The organism is Myxococcus llanfairpwllgwyngyllgogerychwyrndrobwllllantysiliogogogochensis, from assembly GCF_006636215.1.
GTDB classification, from domain to species: domain Bacteria; phylum Myxococcota; class Myxococcia; order Myxococcales; family Myxococcaceae; genus Myxococcus; species Myxococcus llanfairpwllgwyngyllgogerychwyrndrobwllllantysiliogogogochensis.
The window spans coordinates 20,780-33,245 of record NZ_VIFM01000059.1 but is presented as its reverse complement, the minus strand read 5'-3'; the positions used below and the strand labels follow the sequence as shown (position 1 = coordinate 33,245).

Below are 12,466 nucleotides of genomic sequence, written 5' to 3'. Positions count from 1 at the left end.
GGTAGGCTGCCTGCCCGTGAGCCCCAAGCCGAGTGTCCTCGAGCCGCTGCGTGTTCGAATCCGCCGTTTCCAGTTCATCGTTGGACTGGGTTTCATCTCGCTTGTCCTGGGCTCGGCCCTCAGCGTGTCGCTGACGCTGCGGCTGAATCTGCGCGTGCAGGCGCTGCCCTTCCACTCGTTGAAGGTGCTGGTGGCGGTGCTGCTGGAGAACGTGTGGTTGGTCGGCGTGCTGCCGGTGCTCTGCTACGGCGCGGGCCGGGTGATGGAGCTGAAGCCCTGGCAGACGGCGGCTGGCGCGGCCGTGTCCGGCGCCGTCTTCGTGCTCGCGCTGGGCTACGTCCAGGGCGGCGTGGACTCATTGTGGCTGGGTGGGCTGGGCTCGGTGCTGAACGTCGCGGTGTTCGGGGCGGGCATCGTCGTCAGTGCGCGCGCGCTGAAGGCCGGAAGGGCCGCCGCCGCGCAACAATCCGAGAAGACCCAATCCAAGGCCGAGGAGCGCAAGTCCGAGTACGACGAGTTCCTCCGAGCGGCGGAGCAGGGCGGCGCGCGGCTGGAGCAGCGCGAGGCCGAGTCAGCCGCCGGGGCCCGAGTCGATACGTCCGCCGAGGCGCCCGGAGCATCCGCGAGCGTCGAGACGTCGAGTCCCGGCCCGGGCGAATCCGCTGCGAGCGCCGAGGGAAGCGTGGACACGTCGATTCAAAACCCGGTGTCGTCCGCATCAGGGGCCGAAGCACGGGTGGACCCATCGGTCGATGGTTCGTCATCGAGCGCCGAGGGACGTGTGGACACGTCCGTGTCCGCGGTGGAGTCCCTCGGGGCCGCGACCGCGAGCGCGGTGCAAGCGGTTCCCTCCGAGGTGGAGCGCCCGGACCCGGTGATTCGCCTGCCCGAGCAGTCGCTCTCCGAGGTGCCGCCCGCGACTTCGGATACCTCCAAGACGCCAGCGGTCTGAAGGCCCGTAGAGCCCGCGTCACGGGAGCCCGCGAAGGCCGCCCGTGACGCGAGGCCCGCCTGACGTCAGGTCCCGACGGCCCCGGCGGGCGTGGCGGGCACCGACGTGTGGATCTCCGCGGCGTCGGCATGGGCGATGCGCTCATCCAGCTCCGCGGTGAGTCGCTCGAAGGCTTCCTTGCCGATGGCGGCGGATTGGTACGCCTTGAGCAGCGACTCCTTCTCCACGATAAGCATGCGGCGGACGGCCTCCTGGTGCTCCTCCTCGTGGAAGCGCATCGACTGCTGCTTGAGCTGCGCCAGCTCCGTCTCCGTCACGCGCTCCTTTTCCTGGTAGTCCTTCTCCAACTGGGTCAGCACGTCGGCGGGAATCTCACGCGTGCGACGCAGGGCCTCGAGCGCGGCCATCGCGGCGTGGATGGCGCCCAGCCGGCCGCGCGCCAGTTCGTACTGCTCCTGGTACGCGTCCTTCAGGCCGGTGATGCCCAGCTTGCGCAGGAGCGGCGCCATGGAGAGGCCCTGGAAGACGATGGACAGCACCACCACGCCGAACGTCATGTTCACCAGGAGCTCGCGGTGGTCGAAGTCCGCCGGAAGACTGAGCACCAGCACCATGGAGATGGCGCCACGCAGGCCGCTCCAGGTGAGCACCGCGCTCCAGGACCAGGGCATGCGCTCCGACGTGAGCCTCAGCAGCGCGGACACGCCGTACACCACCACCGCCCGTCCCACGATGACCGCCACGTAGGCCGCCAGAATCGGCTTCCACGACGCCAGCAGCGACGACAGGTTCACCTCCAGGCCGATGAGGAGGAACACCACCGAGTTGAGCGCGAAGGACCAGTACTCCCAGAAGCTCTCCACCGCGACGCGCGTGGTGGGGCTCATGCCCTCGTGCGTGGCCCAGTTGCCGCAGAGCATGCCGGCCACCACCGTCGCGATGACGCCCGAGTAGTGGAAGTTCTCCGCGATGACGAACGAGCCGTACGCCGCGATGACAGTGCAGGTGATTTCCACCATCGCGTCATCCACACGCTTGATGACCCGCGCCGCCGCATACCCCACCGCGCTGCCCACCAGCACGCCCATGCCCGCGACCTTGATGAAGTCCATCACCGCGCCGCCCACGGTGAACTGGCCTCCCATCGCCACTCCCACCACCAGCGTGAAGAGCACCACGGCGGTGCCGTCGTTGAGCAGGCTCTCTCCCTCCACCAGGATGAGCAGGCGCTTGGGTGCGCCGAGCGTCTTGAACAACCCCACCACGGCAATCGGGTCCGTCGAGACGATGACCGCCGCGAACACCATCGCCGGAATCATCCCGAAGCCGCTCACCACGTTCATTCCCTCGACCCACTCCGAGAGGATGAGCGCCGTCAGGCCCGCCGAGGCCGCCACGCCCGGAATCGCCATGGCGTGGATGGTCAGCTTGTTCTTCCAGAACTTGCGGAACTCGACGTGGAACGCCGCCTCGAACAAGAGGCCCGGCAGGATGATGGCGAAGAGCAGTTCCTTGGTGAGATGCGGCGGCTCGAACAGATGCACCGCACCCAACGTCAGCCCCGCCACCACCAGGGCCACCGTGTAGGGAATCTTGAAGTACCGCGCCGCGATGGCCACCGCGGTCGCGACTGCGAAGATGAGGACGAAGGCCAATTCGAAGTGCATCGTTCCTTGCCTGTTTTGACGTCAAACCTTTGCGCACCATAACCCAGGAGCGCGTCGCGAAGGTTGCTCCTGGGTGGGGCCGGCGTGGCGGGTGCCTGGCTACCCGGCCCCCAGCAGGGGCTCGAAGAGGGCGCGAGGGTCCAACCCCGGAGGCAGGCCGGAGACGCCGCCGTCATTCACCTCGACGACGGCCCAGCCGCCGTCCTCCAGCATGGCGACGTCGAGGGAGAAGAAGGGCGAGTCGATGCGGCGGCCCAGGGGCTCGAAGGCGGTGAAGTCCGGAACCTCGACGTCGAACTCGTAGTACGGCTCGGCCGCGAGCAGGCGGCCGTGTCCGAAGAAGAGTCGGAACTCCAGGTGCGCGGGGCCGGTGGGCGTCCTGCCGTAGACCTTGAGGGGCAGGTACTTCCGGACGACGAGTCCCCGCTCGAAGCGCTCACCGCGCTCCTCCACGAGGTTTGTGCACGTTCGCTCGAAGTCCTCGCGCGTGGCGCCAGCCGGGACGAAGCAGGCCTCCTCCCAGCGCTCCTTGGCGGACTTCACATGGTCCTTGAGGATGTACGGAGCAGGCCCGAGCTCCTGGGCGGCGCGCCAGGCCTCCTGGGCGTCCGTGTCTTCGGTCCAGACTGAGCGCGCGGTGTAGCGGGCGATGCGGGGGTACCAGTTCGGCAGGTACATTGCGGCGGCGTACTGCGTGGGGGTGGTCAGCAGCCGGTGGCCGCGCTCGGAGAGGGCCTCGTCGAGCGCGCCGTACTCCTCTTCTGTGAGCATCCACCCCCGGTAGAGCAGCCGGAGGGTTCCGTGTTCCGGTACCGCGTCGAGCGCGCGCTCCAGGTTGCCATGGAGCAGGGCGGCCAGGTCCACCTGATACGTGTCGAGGCCCAGGGACTCCGCGGCTTCGGCCTCCACGTCGAAGGTGTCGTACTGAGAGGGATTGCGACCGAAGACGAGGGCACTTGCAGGACGGGAGCGTCGAGGCATGGGCACCGCTTTCGTGGAGGGCACACGGCGGGGATTGCCGGGCGGGCCTCCTCCGACGCGAACTCGAGCGCGGCCTGACGTGCTCCCGGCGGGACGCTCGCCCGAGAATGGGCGGTGCCTGGGAGGAAGTGAGGGCGTTGAGTGAAACAGACGCAAGCACCAGGTGAAGCCTGACAGCGCTGATTGCGGGCAATGCCATGGCCCGCACTCTTGGCGCGGCGTTGGTGTACCCGTACCCTCGGGTTCAATTGCTGACGTCATTCCCAGTCGCCAGAGTGGCGCCGGGCTGGATGACAGTCATTGGGAGGGCGTCTGCCTTCGCGTGGGTGTCTTGGCCGGCCTGAACCCAGTCATTGGAGACATCATGAACATGGACGATGTGGTTGCCGGTGGAAACGTGCGCCGTCTCGGGAGCGTGCTGCTGAGTGGCGCGTTCCTGGCGGTCCTGCTCTCTCCGGTGGGCGCGGCCCTCGCCGCCGAGCCGGTGAGCGTCATCTGTGAGTTGGGGACGTCCACCCGGACCTTCTCGCCGGCGGCGACGATGAATCCGCAGAACATCAACGTGTCGACGGCGTCCGCGTTCAGCAACTGCCTGACGGTGCTCGGACAGGTGGTCCTCAACGGCAGCGTATCGACGGGCCCCAACCTCCAGACGGGGCTGACCTGTTCGAGCCCGCTGACGACGGGGGCCGGCGAGGCCACCATCACCTGGAACACCGGAGAGACGTCCCGGTTCGACTACACCTCGGTCGAGGTCGGCGTCGTGGGTCTGACGACGGTGGTAACCTATGCGGGCACGGTGCTGCACGGGAAGTACTACGGCTCCACCGCGACCTGGTCGATTGTCTACACGACGGCGCTGTTGAACCTGGCCTGTCTGAACCCCGCGGGTGTGTCCTCGCTGGGGGGCATCGCTCAGCTCACCATCACCCGCGTCCTCTAGCCCTCGCGGCGAAGCAGGCCGTGGGCCACCGCGCCCGCTCCGAGGCCACCGGAGCGGGTGCGGCGTCGTTCACGGGTAGCAGGCGGCCTGACGCAGCCCGGTGTCCTCGGGAAAGCCGAGGGACACGTTGAAGTTCTGCACGGCCTGGCCGGCCATGCCCTTCACCAGGTTGTCCAGCGCGGCCATGACGGCCACGGAGCGGCCCTTCGTCGCCACGGAGATGTCGCAGAAGTTGCTGCCGGTGACGGCGGCGACGCGCGGCGTGCCCTCGACGATGCGGACGAACTTGGAGCCCTCGTAATAGCGGCGGAACTTGTCCGTCAGCGACTGCGTCACCACCGCGCCGCCGTGCTCGGGCCACTCGAACTGCACGGTGGCGAAGATGCCGCGCACCATGGGCGCCGAGTGCGGCACGAAGGCCAGCCGGTGGCGCTGCGCGCCGTGGGCCACCAACATGACCTCGACTTCGGCCTCGTGCTGGTGCTCCAGCGGCTTGTACGCGCGGAAGTCATGCGCGCGCGTCGGGTGGTGCGTGCCCTCGCCCGGCAGCGAGCCGGAGCCGGAGGAGCCCGTCACACCCGAGACGGCCAGCAGGCCCAGTCCTGGCGTGGACGCGATGGGCAAGAGCGCCAACTGCACCGCGGTGGCGAAGCAGCCGGGGTTGGCGATGCGCCGGGCGCCCTTGATCTCCTCGCGCTTCCACTCGGTGAGGCCGTAGGTGAAGGTGCCCAGCAGGTCCGGCGCGGGGTGCGGCTTGCCATAGGCGCCCGCGTACCGTCCCGGGTGGTCCAACCGGAAGTCGGAGGACAGGTCCACGAGCAGCAGGCGGTCGGCGAGCCCCACCTCGGCCCACTTCTTCTCCAGGCCGAGGAACTGCGTGGCCAGCTCACCGTGACCCAGCGCGCTGAACAGCACGGGCTGCTGCGAGTCCGCGAGCCAGCGCCAGTCCGGCTCCGCCTCGAACTTCGCGTCGACCAGGCCGCGCAGATGCGGATGCACCTTGTGGACGGGCTCGCCCGCGTGGTGCCGGGACACGACGCGGATGCCGGCCACGGCCGGGTGCCCGGAGAGAATCCGCAACAGCTCGCCTCCACCGAAACCGGAGGCCCCCAGGATGTAGATATGCGCCCGCGTCATGACTTCCTCCCCGCGCCCAGCTTCGGCGAGAGCTTCTCCAGGATGAGACCACCCAGCGCCGCCGGGTCCGCGCGAGCGTTTCGCGCCGGCACGCCGACAACCTGCTCCACGAAGCGCACGCCCACCGCGTTGTCCGTGGCCGGACCGGCCAGCACGTCCACGTCGATGCCGTACGTCTCCTTCAGGTGCCGCACGCCGCCGGCCGCGCCCACCGGGTCGTTGGCGCACATCACCCACGCGCCCGCGAGGGCCTTGAGCTCCGGGTCCGCCAGAATCGCCTGGACGCCGTACTCACCCATGATGCCGTCGCCCGTCTCCGCGACGATGACGTCCACGTCGGACACCGCCAGCTCGGAGAACAGCACCCTGGCCACGCGCGCCGCCGTGCGCGGCCCCGTGCAGACGATGCCCGCGTCGGTGAAGTCCATCACCACGTCCGCGCCGGAGTCCTGCATGCTCAGCGTGTCCCGCATCAGCGACACGCCCGTGAGCTTCGCGCCGCCCACGCGGTAGCCCGCCTGCGCAAGCCTGCGCACCATGGCGCTGGCGGCGAACGTCTTGCCCGCGTTCATGCACGTGCCCACCACGTAGACGACGGGGCACTTCACCGCCACGTTCGTGCCCTTGAGCGCGCCGGACATCACGTGCGCCGGCTGCCCGTTGCGCGACATCAGCTCCGGGAACTCGAGCACCTGGCCCAGCACTTCCGCCTCGAAGGGCATGCCCACGCCGGGGTTGTGCGACGTGCACTTGCCGATGACGCCGCCCATGTTCAGCACGTGCAGCCGCTGACCCACGGTGACGGACTCCGGCACCACGCCCTCGTAGCCGTGCAGCGCGTTGCGGTGCCCCAGGGCGCCCACCATGATGTCGCCCGCGTGCAGCGTGACGAGGCGCCCGTGGACGTCCTCGAGCTGGTTGTAGACCGTCTTCTCACCGTGGATGCGGATGGCGATGACGGCGCCTTCCTCGGCCTTGACCTCGGGCGTGAGGTGCACGGTGCGCCCCAGGCCCAGGTTGCGGGTGACGCTTCCCACCTTGTCGACGAAGACCTTCATGTCAGCCTCCCTTCGCCCGGTGCGAGAGCATCTGCGCGACGCCGTACAGCTTGGCGAAGCCAGCGGCCTCCGAGCCCGTCCACAACACGTTCGCTTCCCCGTACGTCGCCACCTTCGCGTCCATCAACGAATAGGGCGAGCGCACGCCTTCCACCACGATGGAGCGAGGGTGCAACACGAGCCGCACCTCGCCCGTCACCCGGTCCTGCGAGGAGGTGAGGAACGCCTCCAGGTCCTTCACGAGCGGGTCGAAGAAGTGCCCCTCGTGCAGCAGCGAGCCGTAGAGGTTGCCCACGGTCTCCTTCCAGAAGAGCTGCTTGCCGGACAGCACCAGCTTCTCCAGCTCGCGGTGCGAGGTGATGAGCAGGTGCGCGGCCGGCGCCTCGAAGCCCACGCGGCCCTTGATGCCGAGGATGGTGTCGCCCAGGTGGATGCCCCGGCCGATGCCGTACTGGCGCCCCAGCACGTTGAGCGCCTCCACCAGCTCCACCGGCCCCAGCGCCTTGCCGTCCAGCGACGCGGGGATGCCTTGCTCGAAGCCCACCGTCAGGGGACGAGGCTTCAAGTCGGTGGGAATCTCCCCGGAGGGGAAGGCCGCCTCGGGCAGCGCGCTCCACGAGTTGAGCGTCTCGCTGCCGCCCACGGACGTGCCCCACATGCCCTCGTTGACGGAGTAGGAGCCCAGCTTCGGCGGCATGTGGATGCCGCGCTCGGCCAGGAAGGACAGCTCTTCCTTGCGGCTCAGGCCCAGCGTGCGGATGGGGGTGAGCAGCTCCAAATCACCGGCCAGCGAGCGGAACGCCACGTCGAAGCGCACCTGGTCATTGCCCGCGCCGGTGCTGCCGTGCGCCAGCGACTGCACGCCCTTCTCGCGCGCCACGCGGACGACCTCCACGGCCTGGCACGCCCGCTCCGCGGACACGCTCAGGGGGTAGAGCTGCCCGCGCAGCACGTTGCCGGCGATGAGGTAGCGCAGGTAGCCCTGGAAGAGGGTGCCTCGCGCGTCCACCTTGATGTGCTCCACGGCGCCCAGCTTCGCGGACAGGGCCGCGATGCTCGCGAGCTGCTCGGGCGGGAAGCCGCCCGTGTCCACGGTGACGGTGGTGACGGCGTAGCCCTGCTCGCGCAGGTACACCGTGCAGAAAGCGGTATCGAGTCCGCCGGAGAAGGCCAGCACCACGTTCTTCTTGCTCATGTCGTCACTCCTCACGGGGAAGGCGTTCATACGTCCCACACGCGCGCGGTGGCCGTGGCCAGGGCGCGGTGGGTGTCGTCGAGCCAGGCGCGCGCGGCGGCCAGCTCCTCACGGGCCTGGGGCAGCCCCAGGTTTCCGGCGCCACCCAGGTGGGTGGCCGTCAATGCCTCGCGGTCCGGGTGGAACGTGCCGTCCGAAAGCTCCCGGCCCACCTGCCGGTAGGCGTCGCGGAAGGCCTGTCCTCCGGCCACCAACGTGTAGGCGTGGTGGGCCGCGTACAGCGTGTCGTCGCAGGCGCGCGCGGCGGCGTCCGCCTTCACCTGGAGCACCGGCACCAGACGGGAGAGCACGTCCAGGAGCGCACGGCTGGAGGCCAGCGCCGCGAAGGTGGGGCGCTTGAGCAACTGGAAGTCGCGGTGGTAGCTGGAGGGCAGGCCGCCCGCCACCGCTTCCACCTGGTGCGCCAGTCCTCGCAGCTCGCGGCATCGCCCGCGCGCCAGCTCGACCACGTCCGGGTTCTTCTTCTGCGGCATGATGGAGGAGCCCGTGGTGAACGCGTCCGGCAGCCCGAGGAAGCCGAACTCGTCCGTGCTGTAGAGCTGCACGTCCCACAGCCACTTCTCCAGCGTGCCCGCGACGCTGCAGGCCCAGCCCAGCACCGCGGACTCGTGACGGCCGCGTCCGTTCTGCGCGTCGATGGGGCTTCTCTGCACCCGACTGAAACCGAGCAGCTGAGCGACGTATTCGCGGTCGATGGGCAGCGGCACGCCGAAGCCCGCGGCGGCGCCGAGCGGGCAGCGGTCCAGCCGTCCCCACACGCCGCGCAGCGCCTCCAGCTCCTCCAGCAGCCCCTCCGCGAAGGCCATGCCCCACATGCCGAACGTCGACGGCATCGCGCGCCGCAGATGGGTGTAGCCCGGCATCGCCACATGGGCGTGCGCCTGCGCGAAGTCCAGGAAGGCCTCCGCCAGCTTCACCGCGCCCGCGCCGAGCGCGAGGACCTCTTCACGCAGGAGCAGGCGCACCGCGAGCAGCACCTGGTCATTGCGCGAGCGCGCCAGGTGGATGCGCTTGCCCGGCTCGCCCACGCGCTCCACCAGCGCGGCCTCCAGCGCCGTGTGTCCGTCCTCCTGCTCGGGGCGGATGGTGAAGTGGCCCGCGCGCGCCTCGTCGTGCAGCGTCTTCAGCGCGCCGACGAGCGCCCGGGACTCCTCGGGCTTGAGCAGGCCCACCTTGCCCAGCATGCGCGCGTGCGCGGCGCTGCCCAGCGCGTCGTGCGGCGTCAGCGCCAGATCCACGACGGGGTCGTCGCCCACGGTGAACCGGTGGATGACCGCGTCCAGCGCGGCGCCCTTGCCCCACAGAGTCTCAGCCACGGGCCACCTCCTCGAAGTAGCCGCGCAGAAGGCGCGTGTAGAAGGCGGCGCCAGCTTCCAGCTCCGCCAGGGTGATGAACTCGTCCGCCAGGTGGCTTCTCAGCGTGTCGCCCGGGCCCACCTTCACCGTGGGCAGCTCGCCCAGGAAGGCCCAGTCGGACGTGGTGCTGGAGCCCACGGGCTCTTCGCCCGACGCGGCGATGGCCGCCCGGACGATGGGCTGATGCGACAGCGTCGCCTTCGGCAGATACCGCGCCGAGTGCACCTTCACCTCGCTCTTCAACACGCCACCGAGCTGGGTCGCCACCTGCGCGTGGTCCATGCTCGGCGTGGTGCGCAGGTCCACGAAGAACTCGCAGGCGTCCGGCACCTGGTTGCGCGCCAGCCCTCCGGAAATCTGCGTCACCTGGGCCCGCGCCTCACCCAGCAGCGGGTGGGACGGGAAGCGCAGCTCCGCCAGCGTGGAGATGTCTCCGGCCGCGACGTGGATGGCGTTCACCGCCTGCGCGTTGTGCGCGTGCGCGACATGCGAGCTGCGGCCGTGCGCGGTGCAGCGCAAGAGGAGCATGCCCCGCTGGGCGGTGCAGGGCTTGAGGCTCGTGGGCTCGCCCACCACCGCGGCGTCCAGCGGCCCCAGGTCCGGCAGCAGCGTGCCCAGGCCCTGGCCTCCGGTCTCCTCCTCGGCGGTGAAGGCGAAGACGATTTCTCCACCCGCGGGCGGACCTTCCTTCAGGAGCGTCCGGGCCGCGACGAGCATCCCCGTCACGCAGCCCTTGGCGTCGTTGCTGCCCAGGCCGTACAGGCGGTCCTCACGCCACTCGGGCGCGTGGGGCGCGTACGTCCACCCGGCGCACGGCTTCACCGTGTCCAGGTGCGAGTTGACGAGCAGCCGGCGTGGCCCGCTTCCCACGGAGAACCACACGTTGTGGCCCTTCCGCTGGACGCGCGCACCCCAGCCCGCCGCCCACCCGGACACCGTGTCCGCGATGAGTCGCTCGTCACCCGAAACGCTGGGGATGGCCACCAGCGCCTGGAGCAGCTCCGCCGCCTTCATCCCCCGTTCCCCGCGTTCTTCGGCGCCTTCTCGCGCACCACCATCGTCCCGCTGCCCTCGTTGGTGAAGACCTCCTCCAACAGCGCGTTGGGTGCCACGCCGCTCACCAGATGCACGCTGCCCACGCCGCCCACCAGTGCGTGGCGGATGGCGTGCGCCTTGGGACGCATGCCGCCGGAGATGGCGCCCGTGTTCTCCATGGTCGCCAGGTCCGTCAGGTTCGCCAGCGTCACCAGCGACGTCGGGTCATTCAAGTCGCGCAGCAGGCCCGGCACCTGGACGAGGAAGAAGAGCTTCTCCGCCGACAGGGCCACCGACAGCGCCGCCGCCACGGTGTCCGCGTTGGTGTTGTAGACGGCGCCGTCCGCGCCGCCGGAGAGGGGCGCGATGACGGGCACGTAGTCGGCCGAGCGCAGGTGCTCCACCACGCGCGTGTCCACCGCCTCGATGTCGCCGACGAGGCCGTAGTCCACCAGCCGGCCCTCGGTGGCTCCCGGCTCCGTCACCATGACGGGAGGACGCTTACGCGCCTTGATGAGCCCGGCGTCCACGCCGCTCAGGCCCACGGAGGGCACGCCCGCCGCCTGCAGGTCCGCGAGCAGGTCCGTGTGCAGCTTGCCGGCGAGCACCATCTTCGCCGCGTCCAGCACGGGCGCGGACGTCACGCGACGGCCCGCCACCTTCTCCACCGGCAGGTGGAGGGCGTCACACAGCGTGTCCAGTTCGGGCCCGCCGCCGTGCACGACGACGGGGCGGATGGAGAACGTCCACAGCAGGGCAATCTGCTCGCACGCGGAGCGGCGCAGACGCGGGTCGCTCAGCATGGCGCCGCCGAGCTTCACGACGAACGTCTTGCGGCGGAACTGCTGCACATAGCGCGCGGCGTTGCGAAGCGCGGAGTACGGGTCGGGTGACAAGGGCACGGGAGACCTCGAAATGAAGAGAAGGGGAGAGGCGCGCCTGGGTGGCGCCGCTCAGCGGGACTGCGAGCGCATCCAGTGGAGCAGGGCGCGCTGGACGTGGAAGCGGTTGCCCGCCTCGTCCACCACACGACTGCTGGAATGGTCCAGGACCTCATCGGCGACCTCCACGTTGCGACGCACGGGGAGGCAGTGCAGGAACGCGGCATCCTTCGCCGCGCTCGCCATGGTGCGCAGCGTGGGCATCCACCCGGAATACGACGCGAGCAGCGCGGTGACGTCGTTGGGGGAGAAGGCCGCGGCGGCCGTCGGGCCCCACGACTTGGCGTAGACGGCGCGGCTGCCGGCGAGCGCCTCGTCCTGGTCGTGGGTGTAGGTGATGCTGCCGCCGGTGGCCTTGGCGTACGCCTCCGCCTCCGCGCGCACCGCGGGGTGCAGCTCGAAGCCAGGAGGATGCGCCACGCGCACCTCACAGCCGGCCGCCGCCGCGCTCAGGAGGAACGAGTTGGGAACCGCCTTGGGCAGCGGCTTGATGTGCGGTGCCCACGTCAGCGTCACGGGCAGCTTCTTCGTGGTGCCGAACGTCTCGCGCAAGGTCAGCATGTCCGCCAGGCCCTGGCACGGGTGCTCGCGCGCGGACTCCATGCTGACCACGGGAACGGTGGCCCACTTGCGGAACGCGTTGATGATGGGGTCGACCTCGTCCTCCTCGTCGCCGCCACCCTGCGAGAAGGTCCGCACGCCCAGCATGTCCACGAAGCGCGAGAGGACGGGCGCGGCCTCCTTGAGGTGCTCGGCCCGGTCCAGGTTCATCACCGCGCCCTCGCGGTGCTCCAGCTTCCACACGCCCGAGCCGACATCCAGGATGATGGCGTTGCCACCCCCGCGCAGCATCACCGCCTCGAACGAGGTGCGCGTGCGCAGCGACGGGTTGAAGAACACCATCCCGAGGATGCTCCCCTCCAGATGACGACCCGGAGGCGTCTGCTTCCAGGCCGCTGCCTGCGCGAGGATGGCCTCTACACCCGCGGGGCCGAGATCCTTGATGTGCGTGACGTGCTTCATGGGCCTGCGCTCCCTGGCCTGGACCGGATGCATAGGTGGATGAATATGCACCAGCATGCGTGCATTTCCGCGAATGGGGCGCGGATATTATGCAGAAAGACGCGACGCGCAAGGGTAA

Annotated in this window: 11 protein-coding genes; 2 read left to right on the top strand and 9 right to left on the bottom strand. The window is 69.7% G+C overall.

What is annotated here, in order from left to right:
* The first annotated feature begins 16 nt into the window (after nucleotides 1-16).
* Complete coding sequence (locus FJV41_RS52270; RefSeq protein ID WP_181790704.1) at nucleotides 17-952, top strand: hypothetical protein; 936 nt, start codon at nucleotides 17-19, stop codon at nucleotides 950-952.
* 65 nt (nucleotides 953-1,017) lie between these two features.
* Here the strand turns inward: FJV41_RS52270 and FJV41_RS17060 are convergent, their stop codons facing one another.
* Both FJV41_RS17060 and FJV41_RS17055 read right to left on the bottom strand, forming a co-directional pair.
* The gene (locus FJV41_RS17060) at nucleotides 1,018-2,619 is read right to left on the bottom strand and encodes a Na+/H+ antiporter (RefSeq protein ID WP_141643558.1); all 1,602 of its coding nucleotides are present in this window, start codon (nucleotides 2,617-2,619) and stop codon (nucleotides 1,018-1,020) included.
* A gap of 99 nt (nucleotides 2,620-2,718) precedes the next feature.
* Nucleotides 2,719-3,600 carry an ATP-grasp domain-containing protein gene (locus FJV41_RS17055; RefSeq protein ID WP_141643557.1) on the bottom strand — a complete coding sequence of 294 codons (882 nt, stop codon included), beginning with the start codon at nucleotides 3,598-3,600 and terminating at the stop codon, nucleotides 2,719-2,721.
* 364 nt (nucleotides 3,601-3,964) lie between these two features.
* Between FJV41_RS17055 and FJV41_RS17050 the strand changes: the two genes are divergently transcribed.
* Nucleotides 3,965-4,543 (top strand): hypothetical protein, encoded by a 579-nt coding sequence (locus FJV41_RS17050; protein WP_141643556.1) that lies wholly within the window; start codon nucleotides 3,965-3,967, stop codon nucleotides 4,541-4,543.
* Nucleotides 4,544-4,612: 69 nt separating this feature from the next.
* Here FJV41_RS17050 and argC read toward each other — a convergent pair whose 3' ends face one another.
* The 7 genes from argC to FJV41_RS17015 are packed head-to-tail and all read right to left on the bottom strand — an operon-like array spanning nucleotide 4,613 to nucleotide 12,348.
* Nucleotides 4,613-5,680 carry an N-acetyl-gamma-glutamyl-phosphate reductase gene (gene argC / locus FJV41_RS17045; RefSeq protein WP_141643555.1) on the bottom strand — a complete coding sequence of 356 codons (1,068 nt, stop codon included), beginning with the start codon at nucleotides 5,678-5,680 and terminating at the stop codon, nucleotides 4,613-4,615.
* Nucleotides 5,677-6,738, bottom strand: a complete 1,062-nt coding sequence (locus FJV41_RS17040) for a P-loop NTPase family protein (RefSeq protein ID WP_141643554.1) — start codon at nucleotides 6,736-6,738, stop codon at nucleotides 5,677-5,679. Before FJV41_RS17040 ends, argC begins: the two co-directional genes overlap by 4 nt.
* 1 nt (nucleotide 6,739) lies before the next feature.
* On the bottom strand, nucleotides 6,740-7,933 hold the full coding sequence (gene argG, locus FJV41_RS17035; protein WP_141643553.1) for an argininosuccinate synthase: 1,194 nt from the start codon (nucleotides 7,931-7,933) through the stop codon (nucleotides 6,740-6,742).
* Nucleotides 7,934-7,959: 26 nt separating this feature from the next.
* Complete coding sequence (gene argH / locus FJV41_RS17030) at nucleotides 7,960-9,309, bottom strand: argininosuccinate lyase (RefSeq protein ID WP_141643552.1); 1,350 nt, start codon at nucleotides 9,307-9,309, stop codon at nucleotides 7,960-7,962.
* The gene (locus tag FJV41_RS17025) at nucleotides 9,302-10,363 is read right to left on the bottom strand and encodes a M20/M25/M40 family metallo-hydrolase (RefSeq protein ID WP_141643551.1); all 1,062 of its coding nucleotides are present in this window, start codon (nucleotides 10,361-10,363) and stop codon (nucleotides 9,302-9,304) included. Before FJV41_RS17025 ends, argH begins: the two co-directional genes overlap by 8 nt.
* Nucleotides 10,360-11,286, bottom strand: coding sequence for an acetylglutamate kinase (argB, locus tag FJV41_RS17020; RefSeq protein ID WP_141643550.1), 927 nt, complete (start codon nucleotides 11,284-11,286; stop codon nucleotides 10,360-10,362). The genes FJV41_RS17025 and argB overlap by 4 nt, the downstream gene beginning before the upstream one ends.
* A gap of 51 nt (nucleotides 11,287-11,337) precedes the next feature.
* Nucleotides 11,338-12,348, bottom strand: a complete 1,011-nt coding sequence (locus tag FJV41_RS17015; protein WP_141643549.1) for an N-acetylornithine carbamoyltransferase — start codon at nucleotides 12,346-12,348, stop codon at nucleotides 11,338-11,340.
* Nucleotides 12,349-12,466: the final 118 nt, after the last annotated feature.